The sequence below is a fragment of the Myxococcus sp. CA005 genome, from assembly GCF_006518205.1.
In the GTDB taxonomy this organism is placed as follows: domain Bacteria; phylum Myxococcota; class Myxococcia; order Myxococcales; family Myxococcaceae; genus Myxococcus; species Myxococcus xanthus.
Map to the genome: position 1 here is coordinate 43,027 of NZ_SRLV01000046.1, position 26,220 is coordinate 69,246.

Here is a 26,220-nt window from a genome sequence, read left to right on the forward strand (position 1 = left end):
CGACATGGCCGACAACATCCCCGGCGACCTGAAGTACACCCGTGAGCACGAGTGGGCCCGCGTCCAGGGCACCTCGGTGGTGGTGGGCGTCACGCAGCACGCGCAGGAGTCCCTGGGCGACGTGGTCTACGTGGAGCTGCCCAAGGTGGGCTCCACGGTGACGGAGGGCAAGCAGTTCGGCGTCATCGAGTCCACCAAGGCGGTGTCGGAGCTGTACTCGCCGCTGACGGGCAAGGTGGTGAAGGTGAACGACGGGCTGTCGGACAACCCCTCCACCGTGAACACCGACCCCTACGGTGCGGGCTGGATTGTGGAAATCGAGCCCTCGGACCCCAAGCAGGTGGACGGACTCATGGACGCCGCCGCGTACACCGCCCTGCTCCAGAACAGCTGAGAGTGAAGGGCCGGGGACTGGTTGTTAGGGACGGTCCTCGACTTCTCGACGCACGACTCGCCTGCGAGCTACAAAGCCATGTCCTTGAACTGGAAGTATCAGGAGCCGTTTGCCGGCCGTCACAATGGTCCGGATGACACCGAGCTGAAGCAGCTGCTGTCCGCGCTGGGCGTGGACTCGCTCGATGCTTTCATCGACCAGGCCGTCCCGCCCGCCATCCGCGCCAAGGAGCCGCTGAAGCTCGCGACCGCGCGCGGCGAGCACGAACTGCTGGCGGCCTTGGAGTCCATCGCCGCGAAGAACCAGGTGTTCCGGTCCTTCATCGGCATGGGCTACCACGACACGCACACGCCGAACGTCATCCTCCGCAACGTCTTCCAGAACCCGGGCTGGTACACCCAGTACACGCCCTATCAGGCGGAGATTGCGCAGGGCCGGCTGGAGGCGCTGCTCAACTTCCAGACGCTGGTCATGGACCTGACGGGTCTGGAGGTGGCCAACGCCTCGCTGCTGGATGAAGGCACCGCCGCCGCCGAGGCAATGGCTCTGGCCCTGGCCGTGCACCAGAAGGGCGAGGAGTCCGGCGCGGCCTTCTTCGTCTCCGACGGCTGCCACCCGCAGACGGTGGAGGTGGTGCGCACCCGCGCCCAGCCGCTGGGCGTGGAGGTGGTGGTGGGCGACCACCGCACGGTGGATTTGAGCTCGAAGAAGTTCGTGGGCGCGCTGGTGCAGTACCCGACCACCGACGGCGCGGTGCATGACTACCGGGCCTTCGGCGAGCAGGTGCACGCCGCGGGCGGCCTGTTCGTGGTGGCCGCGGACCTGCTCAGCCTGACGCTGCTGACGCCGCCGGGGGAGTTCGGCGCGGACGTGGCGGTGGGCAGCGCCCAGCGCTTCGGCGTGCCCATGGGCTACGGCGGCCCGCACGCGGGCTACTTCGCCACGAAGAACGCGTACACCCGCGTCATGCCCGGCCGCATCATCGGCGTGTCCGAGGACGCGCAGGGACGCCGCGCGCTGCGCATGGCGCTCCAGACGCGTGAGCAGCACATCCGCCGCGAGAAGGCGACGAGCAACATCTGCACCGCGCAGGTGCTGCTGGCCGTCATCGCCAGCATGTACGCCGTCTACCACGGCCCCTCCGGGCTGAAGGCCATCGCCGAGCGCGTGCACGGCCTGACGGTGCTGCTGGCGCGCGGGCTGGCGAAGCTGGGTCTCAAGCTGAAGAACGACCAGTACTTCGACACGCTGCGCGTGGAGCTGTCGGCCGCGCATGTGCGCGCGGTGCTGGGGGCCGCCGAGGCGGCGCGGATGAACTTCCGCCGCATCGACGAGAAGACGCTGGGCGTGTCCCTGGATGAGACGACGCGGCCCGCGGACGTGGAGGACATCCTGGCGGCCTTCGCCACCGGTACCGGCAAGTCCTCCGCGCCGGTGTTGGCGGACCTGGTGGGGGACGGCGTGGAGAGCGCCGTGTCGCAGGCGCTGCGCCGCTCGAGCGCGTACCTCACGCACCCGGTCTTCAACAGCTACCACTCCGAGACGGAGATGCTGCGCTACATCCGGCGGCTCGAGGCGAAGGACCTGTCCCTCACGCACTCGATGATTCCGCTGGGCAGCTGCACCATGAAGCTCAACGCCACCGCGGAGATGATTCCGGTGACGTGGCCCCAGTTCGGGCGGCTGCACCCGTTCGCGCCCACCTCGCAGGCGGCTGGCTACAAGGTCATCTTCGAGCAGCTGGAGCAGATGCTCACGCAGGTGACGGGCTTCGCGGGTTGCTCGCTCCAGCCCAACGCCGGAAGCCAGGGGGAGTACGCGGGCCTGCTCGTCATCCGCGCGTACCACCAGAGCCGCGGCCAGGGGCACCGGGACGTGTGCTTGATTCCGTCCTCCGCGCACGGCACCAACCCGGCTTCGGCGGTGATGGCCGGCTACAAGGTCGTCGTCACCAAGTGCGATGAGAACGGCAACATCGACCTGGATGACCTGCGCGCGAAGGCGGAGGCGCACAAGGACGCGCTCGCCGCGCTGATGGTGACCTACCCGTCCACCCACGGCGTGTTCGAGGAGGAGATTCGCGAAATCTGCGCCATCGTCCACGAGCGCGGCGGCCAGGTGTACATGGACGGCGCCAACCTCAACGCGCAGGTGGGCCTCACCTCGCCCGGGTTGGTGGGCGCGGACGTGTGCCATATCAATCTGCACAAGACGTTCTGCATCCCGCACGGCGGCGGCGGCCCGGGCATGGGCCCCATCTGCGTGGCCAGCCACCTGGTGAAGTTCCTGCCGGGGCACCCCGTCATCCAGACGGGCGGCTCGGAGGCCATTGGCGCCATCTCCGCGGCGCCGTGGGGCAGCGCGAGCATCCTGCTCATCTCGTGGATGTACATCGCGATGATGGGCGGCGAGGGCCTCACCCAGGCCACCAAGCTGGCCATCCTCAACGCCAACTACGTCGCCGAGCGGCTCAACGCCCACTACCCGGTACTGTACCGGGGCAAGCGCGGCAAGGTGGCGCACGAGTGCATCGTCGACCTGCGCCCGCTCAAGAAGACGGCGGGCGTGGAGGTGGAGGACGTGGCCAAGCGGCTCATGGACTACGGCTTCCACGCGCCCACCGTGTCCTTCCCGGTGGCGGGCACGCTCATGATTGAACCGACGGAGAGCGAGTCCAAGGCGGAGCTGGACCGTTTCTGCGACGCGATGATCGCCATCCGTCAGGAGATTCGGGACATCGAGGAGGGCCGCATGCCCAAGGACAACAACGTCCTCAAGCACGCTCCGCACACCGCGCGTGTCGTCGCCGCGCCGGAGTGGAACCGTCCCTACTCGCGCGAGCAGGCCGTGTTCCCCACACCGTGGGTCCGCGACAACAAGTTCTGGCCCTCCGTGGGCCGGCTCAACAGCGTGCTCGGTGACCGGAAGCTGGTCTGCTCGTGCCCGCCCATCGAGGACTACATGACGCCGGAGCCGAAGGCCGCCACGGCCTGACGCATCCCGCGCATCGGCTGATGCCATGGGCCGCCTCCCTTGTCGGGGAGGCGGCCATCGTCTTTACGCGGGCATGTCCAGTGCGGCCCGGTCCGGCTCCACGTGGACCACCACGTCCACCACCTGCGGATAGGCGCCTTGCAGCGTGCGCTCCACGCGGTCCGCTACCTCATGGGCCTGCGCGGTGGTGAGCTGCGGGTCCACCTCGATTTTGAGGTCCACGTAGACGCTCTCCTCCATGCCGCGGCTGCGCACGTCGCGGCAGGACCGCACGCCCGGCACTGCCAGCGTGTGCCGCTTCACCTCGTCGGGGTCCAGGCGCGCCGTGTCGGAGAGGATGCCCACCGCCTGCCGGACGATGCCGTAGGCCACCCAGGCCACGAACACCATCACCGCCAGCGCAATCAGCCCATCCGCGCGCGGGTAGCCCAGCCACACCAGCAGCAGGGAGCTCAGCACCGCGAGGGTGACGTAGACGTCGGACATCGTGTGGCTCGCGTCCGCCAGCAGCAGGGAGCTCTTGTACTTGCGCCCGTAGTACCGCTCCACCCGCGTCACCACCATGTTCACCACCAGGGTGAAGGCCATGACGGCCGCCATGGTACCCGTCACCTGCGGGTGCTTGTCGTTGAGCACGGAGTCGAGCGCCATGCGCCCCAGCTCCAGCATGCCCACGCCAATCATCGCGCCAATGCCCAGCGACGCGAGCGCCTCGAACTTGCCGTGGCCGTAGGGGTGGTCCTCGTCCGCCGGGCGTGACGCCACGCCCATGGCCACCAGCCCCAGCACGTTGGAGCCGCCGTCGATGAACGAGTGCAGCCCGTCCGCCGTTACCGCCGCGGACTGGCTGAGCATTCCGAAGATCAGCTTGGCGCTGGCCACCACCCAGTTGGCCACGAGGATGCCCAGCAGCACTCTGCGGACCTTCCGGTTCCGCTCCTGCTGCGCGAGGTTTCTGTCGGTGAGCGTCGTTGCTTCCACGGGGCCGCACGGTACTTCAGTGCGTGCTCAGTTGGGCTGGCGGAACAGCCGCATCTTCGGGCCGCCGCCCATCTCCATGAAGAAGCCGAACTGGAACTTCACCTTGGCGTCGTCCGAAAGCAGGCCGGGCGGCGGGTTGGGGAAGGGCTGCGCGCGTTTGAAGGACGACACTGCCTCGAAGTCGAGGAAGTCGAGCCCGCTGCTCTTCTCCACCTGGATGTCCGTCACCTGGCCGCGCTCGTCGAGCGTGATTTGCAGCAGCGTGTACCGGTCTCTCCCCGTGTAGATGCCACCGGTGGGGTCTCTCCGGCGCAGCTGCTCGTTGGGGTTCCAGTGCATGCCCACGCTCTGCTTCACGCGGTTGAAGAAGCTGGCGTACTTCCACTCACGCGTGTTGAGGAGGGTGCCATCGCCTTCCTCTGCGTCCTGCAGGTGGTCGTTGGGCGCGGCGCCCAGGACCTTGTCCATGACGGCGCGCGACGGCGTCAGCGACGCCAGCCCCGGAGCGCCCGCGCGGCCCGTGGAGCCGGCTTCCTCGCCGCCGGTGCCGGGCTGGATGTTGAGGCGCTTGGAGTTGCCCACCACCTCGTCGCTCTCGTTCTGGTTGTTCACCGTCATGCCCGGACCCGGCGACGTCGGGTCCGTCTTCATCGCCACCTCGTTCTTCTTTCGGGCGTCGGGAATCTCGAAGGCGGGCTTCTGGCCACCCTGGGACACGGGCCGGTCGTCGTTGCCCATGCCGTTGTTGCCGGCCATGCGCGGCGGCGTCTGCGCGTCCGTATTCTGACCTTCTTGATTCTGCGGAGCCGTCCGCTGGGGCATGGCGTTCCGGTAGAAGGGCGTCTGCTCCCGAGCGCGCGTCTCCTTGTTCACGCGGTTGTTGCTCTCCGCGAGGTACTTCGCGTTCGGGTCCACCTCGTCATTGCCGGGCGCGACGTCCACCACCTGCCCCTTGGGCGTCTCGTCGGGCTTCTTCTCTTCCGGCTTCTTGTCCTGGGCCTTGGGACGCTCGGACGCCTGGGACTTCGTCTGGGGGGAGGCCTTTCCGCGGTTCTGCGCCCATTGGTCGGCGGTGAGCGGACGTACGGCCACGGAGGTGGGCCGCGTCACCGGCTTGCGTGCCTTCCCGTCGCCCTGGAACGAACTCGTCAGCAGCAGGGTTCCCACGTAGACGGCATGGAGGAGCAGGGCGAGCGCAATCGCCGCGGCGAAACGCCCCGCGGACGACCCCTGCCGCCTCCGGCGGCGCCAATTTGTGGGAGAACCCGTGCTCACGGCGGGATGATAAACCTCCGAACGGGCGGACTAGTCCCGTCGCGTTCGCGGCTGAACAGGTGAAAGGTCGGGGCGATTCGCGGGCCGCGCACGGGTTTGAAGGATAACCCCTCCCAGCCTCAATAGATGGGGGCCACCTCGGCACCGTTGAAGTAGTGACGGAGGATGTCCTGGTAGCGCTGCCCGGCCTCCGCCCGGCCAATGGCGCCCGTCTGGCACATTCCTACGCCGTGCCCCCAGCCGCCGCCACGGAAAAGCCAGCCGGTGAGCCGGCCCCCGGCGTCCCGTTCGGCCTCCACCACCGCCATGCTGCTGTTGAGCATGCCGAACAGGCGGCGGATGTTGAGCTCGCCGCGCACCTGGGTGGCCCCCTTGTCGCCGGACACTGTCAGCACGGCCGCGCGGCCGGAGACGCCCCGGTCCGTCAGCGCCAGGGCCTGGACGCGCCCCACGCCCAGCCGCTTCAGGCGGGTGTCCACCTGCTCGGCCGTGAAGCGCTTCTCCCACCGGAACTTGCTGGGCTGCGCGAAGCTGGACAGCCGGCAGGCCGCCGGGAGGTTGGCGGTCGTCAGCCAGCGCTCCAGGCTGGCGGGCAGGGGATGGGCGCCCACGGGGCCGATGACGTCCGGGCGGCCACGCAGGCTGGGGTCCGGAGGCCCGCCCCACACCACGTCGTTGTCCTCGGTGTGGCCGCCGCAGACGGCGCTGTAGACGGAGTCCACCAGGCGGCCGTCCTCACTGAAGAGGCCCTCGCCCCGGGTGGCCTCCACCGCGGCGGTGGTGCTGGCGGCCTCACCGGTACGGCCCCGGTAGACGGCGCAGTGTTGCTCCGAGCACAGGAGGTAGGGGTCCGCCAGGTGCTTGATGCCCACCTTCGCCAGCACCTCGCCGCGCGCGGTGACGGCCTGGGCCTTGAGCGCCTCCGAGTGGGCGCGGGCGAAGATTTCCGCGGGGACCAGGCCCTTGAGCAGGTCCTCCAGGGGAACGACGTTCACCACCGCCAGCCGGCCCGAACGGTCCACGACGAGCTGGAGCGCGCCCCGGAAGGTGCGGTCCTCGAAGCCGTGGAAGTCGTAGCCCACGCCGTATTCGACCTGGCGCACGTCGAAGCCCGCGCCGTCGGGCGTCTCCGCGTCCAGCCGGTCCTGGGCCAATCCCACGACGACGCCCGCCTCGTCGCGCACCTCCAGGATGGCCTTGGAGGGCGTGCGCACTTCTTCAAAGAGCGTTGTCTGGACGCCGTGGCTGCGCAGCAACTCTGCCTGCTTGTGGCCGGCGGCCTCGGGCGTGAGGACCTCGTCCACCAGCAGCAGGGTGCGCCGGTTGTCGATGACCTTGCCGGCGATGCCGTAGACGGAGCCCAGGACCTGGGCTCGGACCGCGAGCCCCTTCTCACGCCATGACTCCAGCGCCGCCTGGAGTCCCGCGCGGTCGGCCATGCGGAACTCCGCCAGTTGCACGCGCGCGGACAGCACCGCCGGGCTCCCCTGCGTCACCCGGACCGTCCAGCGCGTGCCCGCGGCCGCGTCGAGCATCTTCTCGTCGGGCCCTCCGAAGCGCAGGCGCATCCGGCCGCGCGGAGAGAAGGTGACCTCGTTCCGGCCCTCCATCAGGCGCACGGGTACGCGAGGCTCACCCCCACGGAAGTCCAGGCGCTTGAGGTCTCCCGGCGTGGGAATCCCCTGCGCCAGCGGGTCCTCTGGCGGCGGTGGCTCCGTGCCCATTGACGGTGCCTCGTGGCCGTCGGGCGCGGTAACTGGTGCGCTGTCGGTCGCGCCAGACGACGCTCCGGGCGTGCCCAAGGTTTCCGGTCCAGGAGCCGATGCGTCCGTGCCGGTAGCGCCCGCTTCGCTGTCCTGTGGGTTCGACGTGGCCTCGGAAGATGACACGACGGCCGGCCCGGTCGCGGATGCACGGGGACTGTCAGCCGCGGGTTTCGAGGCCACGCAGGCGGAGAGCAGGACGGCGGCGAGGAGCTGTGTGACGGCGTGGCGCACGGGGGGCGACACCGTACAGTCGCACCTCCAGGCTGTCACGGACCGTTCGTCGTGCGCCCGCCGGGCAGGCGGGCTGGTACGTGTCGGGACTCGAGGGGATGAATAGCGCACAGGGCTTCCGGCGTTGCCCCTGCTCATGAAAATCCGCCACGGCAACTGCCTGAAGCTGATGTTCCTGGCTGCGAGCCTGCTCCTGCTGAGCTCGGTGGCCTGCTCGGGCTCCGACAGTGGAGGGACGCCTGAGCCCGTTCAGAGGCTGACCCCTCGCCCCGTGCCCACACCCGCGCCTGGGCCGGCGGAGTCGCCCACGCCCACTCAAACCTTCGCCACGCGTCCGCCCGTCGGCGTGCAGGCGGTGGCGGGGACTCCGGTGGCCGCGCTGCCGGACCACACGGACCACGTGAACATCGAGGACCCTTCGCCCCAACCGGCCGTCAACGCCACGGCGATGGCCGTCGCCGCCGAGGCGCCCGTCTATACCCGTGAGTGGGTGGTGAGCACGTCGGGCAACGACGCCGGGGACGGCAGCGCCGCGCAGCCGCTGCGCACGCTCAACAAGGCCATCGGCGTGGCCAGCCCGGGTGAGCTCATCCGAGTCCTGCCCGGCACCTACGCGGAGCGCGTCATCATCGGTGACAACGCGAAGCCGGGCACGGCCGACGCGAAAATCACGCTCCAGGGCGAGGGCAGCCCGCGCATCGTCCTGGGCCCCGGCGAGCACGGGCTGATGCAGGTGCGCCAGCCGCATTGGATCATCGACGGCTTCGAAATCGATATGGAGGGCCAGACGCCCTTCGCCGTCACATTCGAGGGCGACGTGACGGGCTCCATGCTCGTCAACTCGGACCTGCACGGTGGTACGGGCGGCGGCGCGGTGACGACGTTCAACAACGCCACCGGGGCCATCATCGAGAACAACCACATCTACGACTTCGTGAAGACCACCGACAACGAGGACTCGCACGGTGTCGTGGTGCAGCCCACGTCGCGCGACGTCACCGTGCGCAACAACGACATCCACGACAACTCGGGTGACTCCGTGCAGTGCCTGGGGCCCGAGGGCTTCAGCAACCTGCCGCCCGCGGAGAACCTGCTGGTGGAGAACAACCACTTCTACGGCAACCGCGAGAACGCCGTGGACATCAAGACGTGCTACGGGGTGACCATCCGCAACAACCGGATGCACCGCTTCCTCCCGACCTCCACGGCGCGGGGTGATGTCGTCGTCATCCACTACTCCGCGAGCAACGTGCTGGTGGAGGACAACGAAATCTACGACGGCGCGAAGGGCATCGCGGTGGGCGGCACCCGTGAAGGCGCCGTGCCCACCGGCGTCGTCATCCGCCGCAATCGCGTGTACGACATGACCGAGGCCGGAGGCGGGGAGGGCACGGGCATCCGCCTGGAGAACTCGGCGGGCACCACAGTGGTGAACAACACCGTCACCCGCGCGGTCACGGCGCTCATCATCGGCCATGGCACCGGTGGCCCCACCCAGTCCCCGGTGGTGCAGAACAACATCTTCGCGGACGCCCCCATCGCGGTGAACATGGGGCCGATGGCCCCGGGGATGAAGATGGGCAACAACCTCTTCCCAGCAGGCGCCCAGTTCAAGAAGGACGGCAAGCCCGTGGACCTCACGGCCTACCAGTCCACCTCGGGGGACACCACCTCACGCCTCGGCTCGGCAGACCTCGGGGCGGCGTTCGCGCCGGGGCCCATGGCGCTGGACTCGGGCGTCGACATCGGCATCCCGTTCTGCGGCGGGGGGCCGGACATCGGCGCGGTGGAGCTGGGCTGCTGACCTGTCCACTCAGCCCTGAAAAGGACAAGGCCCGATGCGGAGTGACTTCCGCACCGGGCCTTGTGTCTTTGAGGCGCCACCCGGATTCGAACCGGGGAATGAAGGTTTTGCAGACCTTTGCCTTACCACTTGGCTATGGCGCCGAGAGGATGGGGTCGGCTTTATACGCAGCCCGCCACCGTGCGGTCAAGGATGCAACAGCTGCCTGCTGTGCATGCGTCCCATTACCATGCCGTTACCAGAAGGTTCCACCCCGGGTGCGCGTGCGTACGGGCACCCGAAAGGACGAGGTGCTCGAAAGATGCTTCACGGCCAAGGGCTGTACCTGGAAGAGCATGACGCGTTTCGTCGCACCGTACGTGCGGTGGTGGAGAAGGAGATTCTCCCCTTCGTGAAGGAGTGGGAGGCCCGGGAGGCGTTCCCCCGGGAGCTCTTCACCCGCTTTGGCGAGCTGGGCTTCCTCGGCCTGAAGTATCCGGTGGAGTACGGGGGCTCGGCGGCGGGGGAGCTGTATGAGGCGGTGTTGCTGGAGGAGCTGGGGCGCTGTGGCTCGGGCGGTGTGTCCGCGGGGCTGGGGGCCCAGTTCACCATCTCCACGGGGCCCATCCATCAGTTCGGCACGGACGCGCAGAAGCTCCGCTGGCTGGCCCCCGCCATCCGGGGCGAGAAGATTGGCGCGCTGGGCATCACCGAACCGGACGCGGGCTCGGACGTGGCGGGGCTGCGCACCACCGCTCGGCGCGAGGGCGACAGCTACGTCCTCAACGGCTCCAAGACGTACATCACCAACGGTGTGCGCGCGGACTTCGTGGTGCTGGCGGTGAAGACGGATCCGTCCGCGGGTCACAAGGGCCTGTCCATGGTGGTGGTGGAGAAGGGCACGCCAGGCTTCTCCGTGGGACGCAAGCTGGACAAGCTCGGCTGGCGCGCCTCAGACACCGCGGAGCTGTTCTTCGAGGACTGCCGCGTGCCCGCGGAGAACCTGCTCGGCGTGGAAGGGCAGGGCTTCGCGCAGATCATGGGCAACTTCCAGTGGGAGCGCCTGTCGCTCGCGCTGGGGGCGGTGGGGGCCATGGAGGACATGCTGGAGACGGTGCTGGCGCAGGTGAAGTCACGGCGTGCCTTCGGCCAGTCGCTCCACCAGTTCCAGGTGGTGCGCCACAAGCTGGCGGAGCTCTTCACCGCGCGCGAGTCGGCGCGCCAGCTCACCTACCACGCGCTGCGCCTGCACGTGGCCGGTGAGTGGGCGGTGGCGCAGACGTCCATGGCGAAGAAGGTGGCCACCGAGACGTGCTGCCGCGTGGCGGATGAGTGTCTCCAACTCCATGGCGGCGCGGGCTACATGATGGAGTACGACATCCAGCGCCACTGGCGTGACGCACGGCTGGGGCCCATCGGCGGTGGCACCAGCGAGGTGATGAACGAAATCATCGCCAAGCAGCTCGGACTGTAGGGCGGGAGCGCGGTGCGGCACGGCGCCCCGCCTGTCACGTGGAGGGCAGGCGGGGGGGCGGCGTGGGAAGAGGCCCTTGGAGCTCTGGGTTACCCGAAGAGACCCCGCGGAGGTCACCGTGGAGCCCATCATCGTCTGTGCCGAGCTTTACATGCGTCTGGGGGACGACGAAGTGCTCGTCCTCGACTGTCGCGACGCTGCCGATTGGGAGCGTTACGACCTGCACATCCCAGGCGCCTTGCGGATGACGTCCGCGGAAATCGCCCGCGACCACCACATGCTCCCGGATGACGAACTCATCGTCTTGTGTGGCTGCTCGCCGGACGGAAGGGACGCGCGCCGTGTCTGCCGGTTGCTCCGGATGAAGGGCCGCGAGGCCGTCTGTCTCGACGGCGGACTGCTCGCGTGGGTCACAGGTGGCTTCCCCACGGAGCGGCACACCCGGGCGCCCGTCGCCGCGATTCCCCGCTGAGCACCAGGGTGGGTGCGGTGCGTCGTCAAACGGTGTTATGGAGCGGCGACATCCTCCTCTGGAGACTGGAGAAACGCCCCCATGGCCAGGCTTCGTGCGGCCCTCATCGGTGCCACTGGACTCGCCGGACAGCAATTCATCGCCGCCCTGAAGAATCACCCCTCCATCGAACTGACGGGGCTCGCGGCCTCGCCTCGCTCGGCGGGCAAGACGTATGCGGAGGCGCTGAAAACGGCGAGTGGCATGACGGCCTGGTTCGTCCCGGAGCCGCTGCCCGCCGAGCTCGCCGGCATGAAGGTGGTGGCCGGTGACGCGCTCGAGGCCAAGGATTACGACCTGGTCTTCTCCGCCGTGGAGGCGGACGTGGCACGCGAGCTGGAGCCTCGGCTGGCGAAGGACATCCCCGTCTTTTCCGCCGCCAGCGCGTTCCGATACGAAGACGACGTCCCGTTGCTGATTCCCCCCGTCAACGCCGCGCACGCGCCCCTCATCCGGGAGCAGCAGCGCCGGCGTGGCTGGAAGGGCTTCATCGTCCCCATCCCCAACTGCACGACCACCGGCCTGGCGGTGACGCTGGCGCCGCTGGTGGAGCGCTTCGGGGTGAAGGCGGTGCTGATGACCAGCCTCCAGGCCATGTCCGGCGCCGGCCGCTCGCCGGGCGTCATCGGCATGGACATCCTCGACAACGTCATCCCCTATATTCCCAAGGAGGAGCACAAGGTCGAGGTGGAGACGAAGAAGATTCTCGGCGCGCTGCGTCCAGCGGGTGACGGCCTCACGCCGCATGACGTTCGGGTGTCCTGCACCTGCACCCGCGTGGCGGTGATGGAGGGCCACACCGAGTCCGTCTTCGTCTCATTGGACAAGAAGGCGACTGTGGCCGAAGTGACCCAGGCCCTGCGGGAGTGGAAGGGTGCCGAGCTGGCTCGGAACCTGCCGTCCGCCGCACCGCGCTGGATTGAAGTGCTGGACGATCCTTTCCGACCCCAGCCCCGTTTGGACCGGGACACGCATGGCGGTATGGCCACCACCGTCGGACGCATCCGCGAGGATGGCGTCCTGGAGAACGGCTTCAAGTACGTGCTGGTGTCGCACAACACCAAGATGGGAGCCGCGCGAGGCGCCATCCTCGTGGCCGAGCTGCTGTTGGCCCAGGGCTTGGTGGGCTGAGCCCCGCTACCGGCGAAGGGGTGGCACAGATTCAGAGTGCCATCGTCAGCTCGAACCACTACTCTGCGCGCCCACGGACGCGCCTGGTTTCAACCGAGAGGAGACTTTTCAATGGCCTACGTCGTTGCCGACCCTTGCATCAAGTGCAAGTACACCGACTGTGTCGAGGTGTGCCCAGTCAACTGCTTTTACGAGGGTGCCAACTTCCTGGTCATCCACCCGGATGAGTGTATCGACTGCGGTGCTTGCGAGCCGGTGTGCCCCACCAAGGCCATCTTCCCGGAGACGGAACTCCCGGAGCAGTGGAAGGAATACAAGGCGCTGAACGCCGACCTGTCCACCAAGTGGCCCAACATCGCGGAGAAGAAGTCCGCGCTGCCCGAGGCCGAGGAGTTCAAGTCGAAGGACGGCAAGCGCTCCCTGCTGGATCCGGCGCCGGGCTCGTAACCCACGGACCGTCGCGTGTCCCGGAAGGCCCTTTCGCCCGACGGCGAGAGGGCCTTCTCCGTTGCGGGGGACTACTCCGCGCGCAGCGAGCTCAGCTTCAACCCGAGCGATTCCAGCGCGTCGCGCAGCCGGCTCAGGTCCTCGGCCGCCACAGGGCGGTGCCGGCCCTGGATGCGCAGCGACACTTCGCGCGGGCCCGTGCGTTCGACCTCCACCGTGGCGTCCAGGTGCCCGCGCAGGCTCATGCTGAGCGCGGGCCGCTGGGACTTCACGAACACCTCGATGCGCTCGATGAGCGCCATTGCGGCCTCGGCGCGTGCGGCGGGGGTCACTTCCTCGGCCGGGGCGTGCGCGCCTCCCGCGCTCGCCGTCACCGCCGTGGCGTTCTCCGAGCCCATTGGTTCCTGAAGAGGCCTCTTCTCATCCGGAGGCGGCGGCCCGGGAGCCGGCCGTGCTTCGGGCTGGACTGGAAGGGCGGGGCGCAGGTCCTTCGACAGCTCGCGGGCGATGAGGTCGTGGAGCCGGTGTTCGGTGCGCTCCTGGCCCAGGGCTTGGGACTCGCTCCGGACGGTGCCCAGCCGCTGGACTTCGACATTCATCGCCTGCCGCTTGAGTCCCAGGCTCTCGGGGCTGGAGACAGCGCCGCGCTGGGCGGTGAGCACGGGCCCCGAGGCCCGGGCCAGCAGGGTGGGCGTGGGGCCCGTGCGCGCGGCGCTTCGGGGGTTCAGTCCCAAGCGTTGGGGCCTGGGTGGGCTGCTGCGTGCGTCCGCTTCGTCGAGCGCCTTCTTGAAGCGCTCTCCGTCGGCGGATGACTTCGTCTGTCCGGAGCCGCTGGTGGGCTCGCGACTGTCGACCTTCATGGCATCCCTCGTGCGGTGGGCGCGGGGAGCGGAGCAGGGGGCGTGCCAGCGCCCAGCATCGAGAAGCGCCTCAGCCCGTCTCCCGGAAAGCGGTACCGCCGGGTGGACGGGTGTCCAGGCGTGGGATGCGCGTCAGCGGTGCGTGCCGAAGGCGCCGGGCTGCATGGGCGCCAGTCCGGTCAGGTCGTTGACGGCCAGGGGGCACGAGGCCACGGCGGCCGGGTCCGCCAGGGAGGGCGTCTTCGTCCAGTCCCGCTCGGGGAAGATCAGCGCGTCGCGCAGCTCGATGGACGTCAGGCCCTTCTTGTACTCCCAGAAGCGGCCCCGCACGAGGACGCGGGAGCCCTTGAGCAGCTTGTTGAGGTCCGTGTACTGCGTGTCCTGCAGCTTCGCGGTGATCTCCACGCGCGGGCGCTTGGGCGCCTTGCCGAAGTTGAACTCGAAGCGCTCCGTCGTCGGCGCCTCGGGCTCCACCCACAAGAGCCGGGCCAGCATGTAGGGGGCCTCTGGCTCCTCGTCCTTCTTCAGGCGCTTCTTCTTTGGCTTCTCGAGCTTGACGTCCACCAGCTCCAGCGCGCCGAAGGCGACCTCGTGGTCCAGGTAGTTCTCGCGGAAGAGGGCCTCGGCGGTGGACGCGCCCACGGATGTGGCGCGCTGGACTTCCTGGGCGTAGCGCTCGCGCAGGGCGGGCAGGGTGACCAGGAAGCTATCCAGGGGCTGCACGCCGTTGGCGAGGAAGCGAAGCCGTCCCATGTCGATGGCCGGGTAGTAGGGCGCGAGGGCTTGCGCCGTCACCAGCCACTCCTGGGGCAGTTTCCGGTCGATGAGCACGCGCCGCACCATGGCGACGAGGAAGGCGTTGCCGGGAAAGCGCTGGTTGACGAGCTGGGTGTTGAGGGCGTTGACCAGCACCGGGTCCAGCATGAAGTTCTCATCGCGCTTGTGCAGCAGCACACCGGTTTCACCCATCAGCGTCAGCATGGCCCCGAGCACCTGGGCGCAGCCGGCATCCTGGGTCCCCTGCTTGAGCCCCTGGTTCAGCTTGGACCGGGCGAAGCGCTTGTCCAGGTCCTCCTCGCGGAAGACGGGGGCCTGACCATTGCCGAAGAACAGCTCTGGCTGGGCGGTGGCGGGCATGGCCGACAGGGCCAGGGCGAGTGCGAGCAGTCGGTTGAAGCGCATGGCGCCTTGCAGCCTAGCACGGCGCACGGACCCACCGTGTGGCCCGCCCGTGACGGCAGGCGGGCGGGGTACGGGGCGCAAACCCCGGCGTGCCACGGTGCTTTTTCCGCCTGTTGACCTCGCGGGCTTTTGTGTACCTTGCCCGCGACATGGCCTCTCCCACGGATACATCCGCGCCCGTCACCATCACTCAGATTCAGAGTGAGGCGGAGCTCATGCAGGCGCTCGCCATCCGCGAGGTGGTGTTCATCGAGGAACAGGCGGTTCCCGAAGGCATCGAGCGCGACGCCGAGGACGCGCACGCCTACCACGTCATCGCCAACCAGGGCGGCCACGCCATCGGCACGGGGCGCCTGGTGATGTTGACGCAGCCTCCGGCCAACCAGGAAGGCACGTGGGGTCAGATTGGCCGCATGGCCGTCCTCCAGGCGCACCGCAAGGCGCGCGTGGGCTCCATGTTGCTGACGTCCCTCGAGGAAGAGGCGCGTCGGCGTGGCGTCAACGGCATCATGCTGCACGCCCAGCTCTACGCGCTGGAGTTCTACAAGAAGCACGGCTACCTGCCGGTCGGCGGTGTCTTCGAGGAAGCCGGCATGGAGCACCTGGAGATGCACAAGCGCTTCTGAGGGGGCCTCAACGGCGCGGTGGCCGGGGGGCAGGCGGCTGGGCATGCTGCGGATCCTCGGGCCACGAGTGCCGGGGGTACTTGCGGCAGAGCTCCTTGCGGATGGCGGGGTAGTGCCGCTCCCAGAAACCTGCGAGGTCGGTTGTCACCTGGACCGCGCGCATGTTCGGCGCCAGCAGGTGCAGCACCAGCGGGACGCGCCCCGCGCAGACGTTGGGCCCCTGCGCCATGCCGAAGAAGTCCTGGAGTCGCGACTCGACCCAGGGCGGCTTGCCCGGCTCGTAGTGGACCTTGACGCCGCGGCCTCCGGGGAGCGTCACCCGTTCCGGCGCATGCGTGGCCAGCAACCGCTGCTGCTCGGAGGTGAGGCGTGCGTAGAGCGCGTCCAGCAGGGACACGCCTTCCAGGTCCTTGAAGCTGCGCGCGTCCGAGCAGAGCGACGCCAGCGCATCGCGCAGGAAGGTGTCGTCGATGGTGGGGAACTTCGCCTCGGGGAAGGCCCCGGCCAGCAGGGCCACGCGGGTGCGCCACTGCTCCAGGGCCTCCGGGTCCGCGAACTTGCCGGGCCCCGCGGCCAGCGCGGCTTCCACGAGCACGCGCGCCGTGGCCTCAGAGGCGGGCGCGGGCGTGCGGGTCTCCTCCAGGACGAGGTTGCCGTAGGACAGGCGGGTGAGCCGCTCCACGCGTCGGGCCTCGGCGTTCCACTGGAGGGTGTCCACCTCCTCCAGCGTGTCCGGGTAGAGGTCGAGCAGCCATTCCGGCTCCACGGCGCTGGCGAGCCGCACGACGGCGCCCTTGCCAGGCCGTCCTTCGGCGTCGGCGGCCACCATGAGGTCGGCGTCCTGGACCACGCTCACGTCTGACAGCGTGGCCGACCCTCCTCCGAACATCAGCAGCTCGGGCGCACGGGGCCGACGCCGCCGGGCGACGCGGTCGGGGTAGCCGGCGAGCACGCTGAGCATCAGCGCTTGTTCCACGTCCTCGGGCCGCTGGGGCCGGGGGCCCTGTCCACGCACCGCGCGCCGCAGCTGCTTCTGGACCCGGTCCACGGACTGCACGGCGCCGGCCTCCAGGGAGAGGGAGTGCATGCGGCCCGACGCGAAGTTCGCGCGCTCGGCTTCGCGGAAGCGCTCGAAGAGCTCCAGCAGGTCGGACGGCCCGCTGACAACGGCGGCCGGGCGTCCTCCCTGGCCCAGGTTGGCGCGGGCCTCGCGGCGGATGTCGCGTTCGCCCATGAGGGCGGCGAGCACGGCGGCTTCGGCGCCCACGCCCCGGCGCTCACCCTCGACGATGATGCGCGCCTGACGGGGGTGGACGGGGAAGCGCAGGAGCCGTTCGCCCACCTCCGTGACGGTGCCGGCGGGGTCGACCGCGCCCAGTCGGCGGAGCAGCGTCTCCGCGGCGTCCAGGGACGCGGCCGGGGGCGGCTCGAAGAAGGGGAAGGCGGCCAGGTCGGTGATGCCGGACGCGCGCAGGGAGAGGACGGTTTCGGCCAGGTCCGTGCGGCGAATCTCCGGGGCGTCCTGCTCCGGGCGGCCGTCGAAGTCGTGCTGGGTGTAGAGGCGCAGGCAGTGGCCCGCACGCGTACGGCCCGCGCGGCCCCCGCGCTGGATGGCGGAGGCGCGGCTGACCTTGGACAGCTTGAGGGTGGGCAGGCCAGACCAGGGGGAGTGGGAGGCGACGCGCGCGAGCCCGGAGTCGATGACCACCGCCACGCCGTCGATGGTGACGGACGTCTCCGCGACGTTGGTGGAGAGGATGATCTTCCGTCGCGAGCTCCGCCGCACGGCGCGGTCCTGCTCGGCGGGGGACAGGTCGCCGTGGAGGGGGAGCACGTCGGTGCCGTGGCGTTCGGCGAACTCGGCGCATGCGTCGCGTGCGCGGCGGATTTCGCCGGCGCCTGGGAGGAAGACGAGCACGTCGCCATCCACGCCTTGGGTGAAGAGCCGCTTGATGCCGGAGAGCACCTGCTGGTCCAGGTGTCGGTCATCGGGCGCGGGCAGGTACTCCACGCTCACGTCGAAGCGCCGGCCCTCGGAGCGGAGCGAGGGACACCCGCCGAGGTACGCCCGGATGGGCTCCGCCTCCAGCGTCGCGGACATGACGACGACCTTGAGGTCGGGGCGCGCCGTCTCCTGAAGGCGCCGCAGCAGGGCCAGGGAGATGTCCGCGGACAGGTGCCGTTCGTGGAACTCGTCGAGCACGACGATGCCCACGTCGCGAAGCTTCGGGTCGGAGAGCAACCGGCGGCCGAGGACGCCTTCGGTGACGAAGGACAGCCGCGTCTTCGCGCTGCGCACGTCCTCGAAGCGGACCTGGTAGCCCACGGACTCGCCCACGCGTTCGCCCAGTTCCTCGGACACGCGCTGTGCGGCGAGCCGCGTGGGAAGCCGGCGTGGCTGGAGGACGATGATTTCCTTCCCCTGACCGAGCCCGGCCTCCAGGAGCGCGCGAGGCACGCGCGTCGTCTTTCCCGCGCCAGGAGGCGCTTCCAGGACGAGCGACCGCGCGCCACGCAGCGTGGAGACGATGTCCGGCAACAGGGGATCGATGGGAAGCGCGACGTCCGCCATGGCCCGGTGTCCTTTAAGGCGTGTCCGCGTCGGGAGTCGGTGGGGCGGACTGCGAGGAAGCCTTCTTCTTTCGGATGCGAGGCACCTGAGCCGCCCCCGAGGCCGGAGGTTCGGTGGCCTCGGTCGCGGCAGGCTCCGCTGCATCGGCCTTCTTGCGACCCCGTCGCGCGCCGCGTGGCGCGGTAGAGGATGCCTCGTTACGGGCTTGCGCGGCGGCCTCGTCGGTAGTCGCGGGCCGGCTGTCGTTCGTCACCGCTCCATCCGTGGCTTGAGGGGACGCATCGCCCCCGTCGACCCGGGCCGCCTTGTCCACAGCGGCCTTGTCCGCGAGTTCCGCGCCCTCGGCAGCTGCTTCCGGCTGGGCGACAGCGCCATCGTTCGACTCAGAAGCAGTGCTCGCGGAGGCCACGCCGGTCTCTGTCGTGGAGGACAAGCCCTCGGCCTTCAGCTCGGCGCCACCCACTGGGCCCGAGTCGCCACCGTTGTCCGAGCGCTCTGCGCCAGAGTCCTGGAGCACCTCTGGGCTGGCTGCGCTGGCGGACGAGTCGCCACCCTCCGCCGCCGTGTCGCCGCGAGCGGCCGACGGTGCCACGGCAGCAGGGCTTGCGATGTCGCCACCTGAATCCAGTGCCGCGACCTCGGCGAGTTCGGCCTCGGTGGGCTCCATGGAGTCGGTCGGCTCATCGAAGCCAGCCAGCGCGTCGTCGGAGAGCGTCAGCCCCCGTCCCGCGCGGCGCTTGGGCTTGAGGTTCAGCCCGGCGGCCTCATAGACAGTGGGGGCGGGCACGAGCGCGGCTTCGGCCAGCAGTCGCGCCTGTCGAAGCGACTGCTCGAGCTTCCGGCCGAGCGACACCAGTTCCTCACGAAGGAGGGCCTCCTGTTCCAGCGTCAGGGGCGACGGCTCATGGCTAGAGCGCCACGCGGTATGGGCGGTCAGCACCTGTTCCATGACGGGCCGCACGAGTGCGAAGTCATCCCGGGCGAAGATGCGCGTCACATAAGCGCTCTTCGTGCGCCGCTCGTAGGACGTCGCGTACTCGAGGACGGCTTCGCGGGGGGCTCGCCGCAGTTGCGGGAACTTCAGGTGAGGGAAGAGGGCCTCGATGACGGGCGCGCGGCTGCTGGCGGTGAAGGTGATACCGGCGAGCAGCTTCTCCAGCACGTCCACCCACATGCCCTGCTGGTGGAACGCATACTCCTCGCGAGCCTCTTCCAACTCGGGGAGGTCCTTCACACGGTCGAGCACGCCCTCGGTGGGCGCGCGCGCGGTGCGCACCAGTTCCAGCGCGGTGGTCAGCCAGCCCTTTTCGGCGTCGAGGCCGGGCCTGCCGGTGAGCATTTCCCCCGCCGTGGCGAGGCGGGCCTCGAAGGCTTCGGCGAAGCGGATGAGCTCGTACGATTCGAGCGTGGACGACATGCGGCGGCTCCTCGGAAGGGCGGCGGGAGATAGCACACCCGGCGCCGAGCACCGAGCGGACGGGCAGGGGACTCAGCGCCCGCCGAGCAGAATCTCCAGGGCCTGGGGATGCGAGAAGTCAGGAAAGGCGACCGTGGCCCCTGCGTCGAGGAGGGCCTGCACGGAGAAGGTCCCGGTCCCCACGCCGATGCACTCGGCGCCGACGCCCTGGGCCGCATGGACGTCCTTGGGCGTATCGCCGATGACGACGACCCGGCATTCCTCCACGGGGACGCCCAGCTTTGCGGCGCCGGCCTTGGCGCCGCAGCGAATCAGCTCGGTGCGGTCCTCGTTGTCGCAGCCGAAGCCGCCGAAGTCGAACTGGTCGTAGATGCTCACGCGCTCCAACTTCACGCGGGCGCCCTCACGGACGTTGCCCGTGCCCAGTCCCACGGCGAACCCGGACCGCGACCGGGCCTCCTTCACGGCCTCGCGCATGCCCGGGAAGACGAGGTATCGCTGGTCATCCACCTTGTGGACCTCTTCGGCGAGGTGGGCGACGTAGGCGTCGATGACCGCGTCGATGGCCGCGGCCGAGTCCTCCACGCCGATGATGTGCATCGCCTTGCGGACGATGGCCCGGTCGGTCATGCCGGACATGGGGAACGAGTCGCACGCGTCCCGCCGCCCGTGCAGCTTCTCGAAAGCGGCTTCCATGGAGCGGCGCCCCGCGCCGCCAGTGGTGACCAGGGTTCCATCGATATCGAAGAGGAGGACGGTGGGACGCATGGCTCCCATCTAATGGAAGCCCCGGGCCGACGCGAGCCCGGAGTCAGGCGGACCGTGTCCCCTCAGGGCTCGACGAGCGTGAGTCCACGCTGGAGTGCCTCGCGGACGAGGGCGCGCTCCTCGATGGGGAGTCGGTCCTCCAGCGCCTGCCGGGCCTGCTGCCCGCCCAGGCGCCCGAGCGCCACGGCCACGGCTTCCCGGACCTGTGATTCCGGGTCCTGCAGCCGGGAGATGAGCGTGGGGATGGCGTCCAGCCCCAGGCACTGGCGCAGGGCGTCCGCTGCGCTCGCACGCACCACGGCCGGGGCCTTCGCGTCCTCGAGCACGTCGCGGATGGTCACCGCGCCGCCTGATGGATCCACCAGCGCCAGGGAGGACACGGCGAGCGTCCGCCGCGCGGTAGGGGTGCCCTTGTCCACGACGAGCGCCGACAGGACAGGCGCCGCTCCCGGTCCCAGGCGCTTCCATGCGTCATCTGATGGGGCGCCAGTCCGCGTCGTTGCATCGAGGAGCGCGACCACCTGGGCATGGACGTCGGCGCCAGGCGAAGGCGCGCTGGTGACGAGGGCAGGCTCCGAACTGGCGGAAGCACTCATACGGGCCAGTCCTCCGGACCCCGCGAGCAAGAAGCCTCCGAGCACCACGGGGCGCCAGGCGAGATGGCGGAGGGACCACGAGGAACCGGCGCCAGGACGTGGGGGGAGGGTGGTCGCCATGAGGGCTTCCCGGACAGAAGAGGGACGTTTCCAATTTATACGTCATTGGTGCCGCGACGGGATGCGAAGCCCGTTATGGTCGGCGCGTCATGGCCGGACGGGTCCTCTTCTTTCTTCAGCACGCCACGTACGAGCCGGCCTTCCAGGCCGCCACCATGGGAATCACCGCCGCTGCCATGGGCGACGAGGTGTACTTCGTCTTCGCCTTCGATGCGCTGCGCCAGCTCGTGGGGGGCGCCTACGGCCAGCCGTCGAGTGCGCGCGAGCACGAGGAGTTCGCACGCGCGGAGTCACTCGGGGTGTTGGCGCCGCCGCACATGCTGGCGGAAGCGCGCACGCTGGGCGCCAGACTGATCGCCTGCGACACCACAGTCCGCATCTGCGGCTACGAACCGGAGTCGCTGGAGGGCACCCTGGATGAAGTGATGGGGATGGCCTCGATTTGGCGACTGACCGCGGGTGCACGGGTGCTCACCCTATAGTCGGTGGGCTTGGGCCCTACGTACGCCGCTCTTGGCCGCCCAGGTATCGCTCTGGCTGTAACGTCGCAGTGGCATCCAAACGGCGCGGAATCAGTCGGCCGATGCTGTAGCGCCCGACGGGAATGACGCGGTAACCTGTCGCCACGCCGTACCCCCTTTGGAGAACCCGGCCGCGCGGGAAGTCCCGCGTCCCCCAGTAGCAGAAGGAATTCATTGCCTATGCGCTCCAAGCTGCCCCTCCTGAGTGCACTCTCCGTCGGCGCCGTCGTCCTGGCCTGTCAGACGTACGACTTCGAGCCGGTGGAGCCGCTGGCCATCGCGCAGACGACGGTTGAGGAGGTCATCAAGGCCCGTCAGAGCAAGCCCAACATCATGTTGTTGGTGGATACCTCCGGGTCCATGACGTACCCGGTGAATCCGTCGCCTGCCTGCGACGTGGAGTTCAAAGGGAGCATAGTTCCCTGCGGTGGCGAAGCGCCGTGCAACGTCGATGTTTGCCCCACGCGTTGGACCACGCTGCAGTCGGTTGTTCCGCAGTTCCTTGAGAACAGCGGTCGTTTCGTTCGTTTCGCGCTGACGACGTATCCCGAGACGCGGGGCGGAGAGTCGATTCCGGACTTGTGTCGTGCCTCCACTGCTGGAGCCCTGCTCAAGACACTGCCCGAGCAGGAGGATGACGATTCGCTGCTGGCGCACGCCAATGAAATCAACACCCTGCTGCAGGGCATCCCCAATGGTGGTGAGGGGCGGCCTCTTGGGGGGACGCCGACCAGCGGAAGTCTGAACTTCGTGGGAGGGCTTGAGGGGCTTCAGGACCCCGACCGGGAGAACTTCGTCATCCTCCTGACGGACGGCCTGCCAAACTGCAACGCGGCGAACCCTAACAGCGGTGCGAACCCGGAGTTGTGCAAGTGCACCATCGAGGGCAACCAATGCCAGAGTGGTTACCTCAACCGTGGATGTCTGGACACCGATGCCTCCGTGACTGCTGTAAGGGAGCTTCATGAAAAGGGCATTCAGACCATCGTGATCGGCTTTGGTGCGGAGACTGCGGTGGGGGATGGGCCGGCAGTGCTGGAAGCGATGGCGCGCGCGGGCGGCTTCAAACGTACGTGTAGCGCGGAACGCCCGTGCGGCGAGGGTGACACGTGCAACCCGACCACGGGGCTGTGCAACCGCTCCTTCTTCCAGGCCGGGAATCAGGCTGAACTTGCCAGCGCTCTGGAGGAGATCAGTCTGGCGGTGAAGATCCCGGAGCCCTGCCTGATTCGGCTGGATGGTCCCCAGCGCCCGACCGACCCCAAGCTGCTCGTGGTCTACGTGGAAGGCGAGCGGACTCCATCGAGCGACAGCACCTGGACGCTGAATGACGACGGTGTGCGCTTCACGGGACAGATCTGCGAGCGCATCCTGGCCTCCACCCCGGAGGCGCCCGTGAAGATTGAAGTGCGGGCCATCCGTCAGCGCTAGTCCAGCGGTTCGCGGGGCGGCTTTACCCGGCGAGGGGCGGGGATTATAGGTCCCTCTCTCCCCGGAACGGCCGCCCCGCTCATGAAAGCCACGATCCTCTCGCGCTCCGCTTCCATCCCGTCCACTCGGCGACTTGTCGAGGTGGCGCGCGCAAGAGGGCACCGGGTGCGGGTCCTCAACCCACTCCGCGTGCAGATGCACCTCGATGGGCGCAGCGCCACGCTCTACTACGGCCGCAAGAAGCTGGCGCCCACGGACGTCGTCCTCCCCCGCATCGCCCAGTCCATCAGTAACTATGGCCTGGCCGTGGTGAATCAGTTCGGCCTGGCGCGGGTCTCGCTCGTCAACCACGCGCAGGCCATCGCGCAGTCGCGCAACAAGATGCGCTCGCTGCAACTGCTCTCGGCGCACGGCATCGACATTCCGTCGACGGTGATGGCGCGCGACGCGGCTCACCTCAAGGAGATGGTGGGCTTGCTGGGCGGCGTGCCCGTCCTCGTCAAACTGCTGCAGGGGCAGGAGAAGCACGGCGTCATGGTGTGCGAGAGCCTCCAGTCGCTGGAGGCCGCGCTCGAGGCCGTCCTGGGGCTGGGGCACAATCTCGTGATGCAGGAGTACGTGAAGAGCACGGGCATCGACGTCCGTGTGCTCGTCGTGGGTGGGCAGGCGGTGGCCGCGGTTCGTCGCCGCCCGCGCCCCGGGCGCCTGGCGCACACCCTCATCAAGGGGGCCCGGCTGGAGGCGCACGAGCTGTCACCCGCCCAGCGAGCCACCGCGGAGAAGGCCACCCGGCTCATCGGGCTCGAAGTGGCGGCGGTGGACCTGCTCGACGTGCAGGGCCAACCCAAGATCTTCGAGGTGAACAGCTCCCCCGCGCTTCCTGAGATGGAGGCGGTGACGGGCGTGGACCTGGCCTCGCTCATCATCATCCGCGCGGAAGCGCTCGTGGCGGGGGAGCCGCCCGTGTCCGTGCCGGACCTGTCGCCTCCGTCGGCCCTGCCCGCGTCATCTGAGCCTGCCCAGCTCCCTGTGGACCGGAAGGGCACGGGGCGCCGCGCTCGGACCGGCGAAGGCGGCGCGTGAAGAGAAAGACGGCCCCCGCTGTCTCAAGCGTGATACGCACCCATCGTTTCCAGGAGACGCCCATGCTTCGTCGCCAACGCCTTTCCTCCCTCGCCGCCCTGCTGGCGGCAGTGACCTGCTCCGCGCCCGTACTGGCCGCGGATGTGGATCCGGCCTCACTGTATGAGGTCTCCACCGAGGGGACCTCGACCCAGGTCAAGGCGGGGGAGAAGGGGACCTTCGTCCTCGCCATCAAGACGAAGGCGGGGGCCCATGTCTCCGACGAGGCGCCGTTGAAGCTTGAGGTGAAGGGGAGTCAGTTGACTCCGGCCAAGGAGAAGCTGGTCCTGGCGGACTCCGTGGCGAAGAAGGCCGAGGGTCAAGCCTTCGCGGACCCTCGCTTCGAGGTCCCCTTCACGACGGCCGCCGCGGGCAAGGGCTCCGTGGACGCGAAGCTCGTCTTCTTCATCTGCACGGAGAAGATCTGCGCACGTCAGCAGAAGACCTTCTCCCTTCCTGTCGAGGTCCTCTGAGTTCCCATGCGTGAGCGTTCTTCCAAGGGCGGCCGTGGTGGTGAGCGCGCAAGCGAAGAAGTCCCCCAGCGCGCCAGCCGGGGCGAGCGCGGAGGCGGCGAAGCCTCCCGTTTCGTCTACGGGGTGAATCCCGTCCTGGCGGCCCTTCGGGCCCGGCCGGACGAGGTGGAGCGCTTGTTCCTGGTGGAGGGGCAGCTCGGCGCCCGAGCGGCGGGAGAGCTGCTCAGCCGGGCTCGCGAGTTCGGCATTCGCGTGGAGAAGGTGACGCGCGAGCGCCTGGGTACGCTGGCGGAGGGCGGCGTTCACCAGGGCGTGGTGGTCGAGCTGCGCGGCTTCAAGTACGCGGAGCTGGAGGATCTCCTGGAGGCCGCGAAGGCACTGGGACAGCCTCCCCTGGTGGTCGTGCTGGACGGAATCCAGGACCCGCACAATCTGGGAGCCATCATCCGCTCCGCGGATGCGCTGGGGGCCCACGGCGTGGTGATTGCCAAGGACCGGGCGGTGCAGGTGACGGGCACCGTGGCCAAGGCGTCCGCCGGGGCCGTGGAGCACAGCCGCATCGCGCGGGTGGTGAACATCTCCCGGGCTCTGGAGGAACTGAAGGAAGCCGGCCTGTGGGTCGCCGCGGCGGACGTCGACGCCAAGGAGCCCATGTGGAGTGCCCGGCTCGACGGGCCGTTGGCGCTCGTCGTGGGGGCCGAGGGGGCAGGCGTCCGGGACGGAGTGCTCAAGCACTGCGACTTCCGCCTCCGGATTCCGATGGCGGGTCAGGTCGGTTCATTGAATGCATCCGTTTCGGCCGGCATTCTGCTATACGAGGTCGCCCGCCAGCGGGGCACCGTCTCCGGCCGGTAGCTGAAGTTTGGGATCAATCTCCTTGACTTGGGCGAACGGGAATTCTAGAAGGGCGCCCCTCTCAGGGCGGTGACGGGTGGTTGACGGAGTCGCTGGGGCGGGGTAGGGCGGCAGTCGCAGTACCGGATGAGTGCCGGTGTAGCTCAGCTGGTAGAGCAACTGATTTGTAATCAGTAGGTCGCGGGTTCAAATCCCGCCGCCGGCCAGGTTGGACGGGGCCGCGGATGAGGGCCCGGGATGTGGTAGGACAAGTGAATATCTGGAGGGATACCCAAGCGGCCAAAGGGAGCAGACTGTAAATCTGCCGGCTCTACGCCTTCGATGGTTCGAATCCATCTCCCTCCACTCGGCAATTGCGGGAATAGCTCAGTTGGTAGAGCGTCAGCCTTCCAAGCTGAATGTCGTGGGTTCGAATCCCATTTCCCGCTCCAAATGTTGTAGTCACAGCATCGCCAAGCCCTGATAGCTCAGTTGGCAGAGCGCATCCTTGGTAAGGATGAGGTCACCAGTTCAATCCTGGTTCAGGGCTCCATTTATTTTTGAGGAGTGTCATGGCCAAGGAGAAGTTCGAGCGTAACAAGCCCCACGTGAACATCGGCACGATCGGACACGTGGACCACGGCAAGACGTCGCTGACGGCCGCCATCACCAAGGTGCTGGCGAAGACGGGCGGCGCCACGTTCCTGGCGT

The 26,220-nt window shown here is 68.8% G+C and carries 23 protein-coding genes and 5 tRNA genes; 18 read left to right on the forward strand and 10 right to left on the reverse strand.

From position 1 onward, the window contains the following. Positions 1-4 precede the first annotated feature (4 nt). Together gcvH and gcvP are read left to right on the forward strand one after the other, a co-directional pair. Entirely contained in the window at positions 5-394 is a 390-nt protein-coding gene (gene gcvH, locus FMQ63_RS20910; RefSeq protein ID WP_011553097.1) for a glycine cleavage system protein GcvH, read from the forward strand. Between the two features lie 78 nt (positions 395-472). After that, positions 473-3,388: an aminomethyl-transferring glycine dehydrogenase gene (gcvP, locus tag FMQ63_RS20915; protein ID WP_011553098.1), complete on the forward strand. Its 2,916-nt coding sequence runs from the start codon at positions 473-475 to the stop codon at positions 3,386-3,388. Between the two features lie 63 nt (positions 3,389-3,451). On the opposite strand, the gene FMQ63_RS20920 is transcribed toward gcvP, so the two are convergent. The 3 genes from FMQ63_RS20920 to FMQ63_RS20930 form a co-directional block, all read right to left on the reverse strand. Then, positions 3,452-4,369, reverse strand: a complete 918-nt coding sequence (locus tag FMQ63_RS20920) for a cation diffusion facilitator family transporter (protein WP_011553099.1) — start codon at positions 4,367-4,369, stop codon at positions 3,452-3,454. A gap of 27 nt (positions 4,370-4,396) precedes the next feature. After that, positions 4,397-5,644 (reverse strand): energy transducer TonB, encoded by a 1,248-nt coding sequence (locus FMQ63_RS20925; RefSeq protein WP_011553100.1) that lies wholly within the window; start codon positions 5,642-5,644, stop codon positions 4,397-4,399. A gap of 119 nt (positions 5,645-5,763) precedes the next feature. Next, the gene (locus FMQ63_RS20930) at positions 5,764-7,680 is read right to left on the reverse strand and encodes a SpoIID/LytB domain-containing protein (protein ID WP_011553101.1); all 1,917 of its coding nucleotides are present in this window, start codon (positions 7,678-7,680) and stop codon (positions 5,764-5,766) included. Positions 7,681-7,765: 85 nt separating this feature from the next. On the opposite strand from FMQ63_RS20930, the gene FMQ63_RS20935 reads away from it, so the two are divergent. Continuing rightward, positions 7,766-9,445 carry a nitrous oxide reductase family maturation protein NosD gene (locus FMQ63_RS20935; RefSeq protein WP_011553102.1) on the forward strand — a complete coding sequence of 560 codons (1,680 nt, stop codon included), beginning with the start codon at positions 7,766-7,768 and terminating at the stop codon, positions 9,443-9,445. A gap of 71 nt (positions 9,446-9,516) precedes the next feature. On the opposite strand, the gene FMQ63_RS20940 is transcribed toward FMQ63_RS20935, so the two are convergent. Beyond that, positions 9,517-9,588 (reverse strand) — tRNA-Cys (locus FMQ63_RS20940). Positions 9,589-9,746: 158 nt separating this feature from the next. On the opposite strand from FMQ63_RS20940, the gene FMQ63_RS20945 reads away from it, so the two are divergent. The 4 genes from FMQ63_RS20945 (at position 9,747) to fdxA (ending at position 12,987) form a co-directional block, all read left to right on the forward strand. Next, positions 9,747-10,898, forward strand: coding sequence for an acyl-CoA dehydrogenase family protein (locus FMQ63_RS20945; RefSeq protein ID WP_011553103.1), 1,152 nt, complete (start codon positions 9,747-9,749; stop codon positions 10,896-10,898). Positions 10,899-11,016: 118 nt separating this feature from the next. Then, positions 11,017-11,370 (forward strand): rhodanese-like domain-containing protein, encoded by a 354-nt coding sequence (locus FMQ63_RS20950; protein WP_026114213.1) that lies wholly within the window; start codon positions 11,017-11,019, stop codon positions 11,368-11,370. A gap of 81 nt (positions 11,371-11,451) precedes the next feature. Next, positions 11,452-12,540 (forward strand): aspartate-semialdehyde dehydrogenase, encoded by a 1,089-nt coding sequence (gene asd, locus FMQ63_RS20955; protein ID WP_011553105.1) that lies wholly within the window; start codon positions 11,452-11,454, stop codon positions 12,538-12,540. A gap of 111 nt (positions 12,541-12,651) precedes the next feature. After that, the gene (fdxA, locus tag FMQ63_RS20960) at positions 12,652-12,987 is read left to right on the forward strand and encodes a ferredoxin FdxA (protein ID WP_011553106.1); all 336 of its coding nucleotides are present in this window, start codon (positions 12,652-12,654) and stop codon (positions 12,985-12,987) included. Positions 12,988-13,058: 71 nt separating this feature from the next. On the opposite strand, the gene FMQ63_RS20965 is transcribed toward fdxA, so the two are convergent. Together FMQ63_RS20965 and FMQ63_RS20970 are read right to left on the reverse strand one after the other, a co-directional pair. Next, the gene (locus FMQ63_RS20965; protein WP_011553107.1) at positions 13,059-13,847 is read right to left on the reverse strand and encodes a hypothetical protein; all 789 of its coding nucleotides are present in this window, start codon (positions 13,845-13,847) and stop codon (positions 13,059-13,061) included. Between the two features lie 132 nt (positions 13,848-13,979). Beyond that, complete coding sequence (locus FMQ63_RS20970) at positions 13,980-15,029, reverse strand: hypothetical protein (RefSeq protein WP_026114214.1); 1,050 nt, start codon at positions 15,027-15,029, stop codon at positions 13,980-13,982. 149 nt (positions 15,030-15,178) lie between these two features. Here FMQ63_RS20970 and FMQ63_RS20975 point away from each other — a divergent pair, with 149 nt between their 5' ends. Continuing rightward, on the forward strand, positions 15,179-15,655 hold the full coding sequence (locus FMQ63_RS20975) for a GNAT family N-acetyltransferase (protein ID WP_011553109.1): 477 nt from the start codon (positions 15,179-15,181) through the stop codon (positions 15,653-15,655). Positions 15,656-15,662: 7 nt separating this feature from the next. On the opposite strand, the gene hrpB is transcribed toward FMQ63_RS20975, so the two are convergent. From hrpB to FMQ63_RS20995, 4 genes are all read right to left on the reverse strand, one after another. Continuing rightward, positions 15,663-18,227 carry an ATP-dependent helicase HrpB gene (gene hrpB, locus FMQ63_RS20980; protein WP_011553110.1) on the reverse strand — a complete coding sequence of 855 codons (2,565 nt, stop codon included), beginning with the start codon at positions 18,225-18,227 and terminating at the stop codon, positions 15,663-15,665. Between the two features lie 13 nt (positions 18,228-18,240). Beyond that, a complete protein-coding gene (locus FMQ63_RS20985) occupies positions 18,241-19,644 on the reverse strand; it encodes a hypothetical protein (protein ID WP_043612975.1) in 1,404 nt (467 codons plus the stop codon). A gap of 72 nt (positions 19,645-19,716) precedes the next feature. Further along, on the reverse strand, positions 19,717-20,421 hold the full coding sequence (locus FMQ63_RS20990; protein ID WP_011553112.1) for an HAD family hydrolase: 705 nt from the start codon (positions 20,419-20,421) through the stop codon (positions 19,717-19,719). Positions 20,422-20,474: 53 nt separating this feature from the next. Then, on the reverse strand, positions 20,475-21,008 hold the full coding sequence (locus FMQ63_RS20995) for a HEAT repeat domain-containing protein (protein ID WP_225909224.1): 534 nt from the start codon (positions 21,006-21,008) through the stop codon (positions 20,475-20,477). Positions 21,009-21,217: 209 nt separating this feature from the next. On the opposite strand from FMQ63_RS20995, the gene FMQ63_RS21000 reads away from it, so the two are divergent. From FMQ63_RS21000 to FMQ63_RS21045, 10 genes are all read left to right on the forward strand, one after another. Then, positions 21,218-21,610, forward strand: coding sequence for a DsrE family protein (locus FMQ63_RS21000; RefSeq protein ID WP_011553114.1), 393 nt, complete (start codon positions 21,218-21,220; stop codon positions 21,608-21,610). 219 nt (positions 21,611-21,829) lie between these two features. Then, complete coding sequence (cglB, locus tag FMQ63_RS21005) at positions 21,830-23,080, forward strand: adventurous gliding motility lipoprotein CglB (protein WP_011553115.1); 1,251 nt, start codon at positions 21,830-21,832, stop codon at positions 23,078-23,080. Between the two features lie 81 nt (positions 23,081-23,161). After that, the gene (locus FMQ63_RS21010; RefSeq protein ID WP_011553116.1) at positions 23,162-24,163 is read left to right on the forward strand and encodes a RimK family alpha-L-glutamate ligase; all 1,002 of its coding nucleotides are present in this window, start codon (positions 23,162-23,164) and stop codon (positions 24,161-24,163) included. 62 nt (positions 24,164-24,225) lie between these two features. Then, on the forward strand, positions 24,226-24,675 hold the full coding sequence (locus tag FMQ63_RS21015) for a hypothetical protein (RefSeq protein ID WP_026114215.1): 450 nt from the start codon (positions 24,226-24,228) through the stop codon (positions 24,673-24,675). 6 nt (positions 24,676-24,681) lie between these two features. Then, complete coding sequence (gene rlmB / locus FMQ63_RS21020) at positions 24,682-25,530, forward strand: 23S rRNA (guanosine(2251)-2'-O)-methyltransferase RlmB (protein WP_011553118.1); 849 nt, start codon at positions 24,682-24,684, stop codon at positions 25,528-25,530. Positions 25,531-25,662: 132 nt separating this feature from the next. Further along, a tRNA-Thr gene (locus tag FMQ63_RS21025) sits at positions 25,663-25,735 on the forward strand. Between the two features lie 56 nt (positions 25,736-25,791). Then, positions 25,792-25,875, forward strand: a tRNA-Tyr gene (locus FMQ63_RS21030). Between the two features lie 10 nt (positions 25,876-25,885). Further along, positions 25,886-25,961: transfer RNA gene (locus FMQ63_RS21035), tRNA-Gly, on the forward strand. A gap of 25 nt (positions 25,962-25,986) precedes the next feature. Beyond that, positions 25,987-26,062, forward strand: a tRNA-Thr gene (locus FMQ63_RS21040). 19 nt (positions 26,063-26,081) lie between these two features. Next, positions 26,082-26,220: GTP-binding protein (locus FMQ63_RS21045; protein WP_228556459.1), on the forward strand; the 139-nt coding region annotated here is incomplete at its 3' end.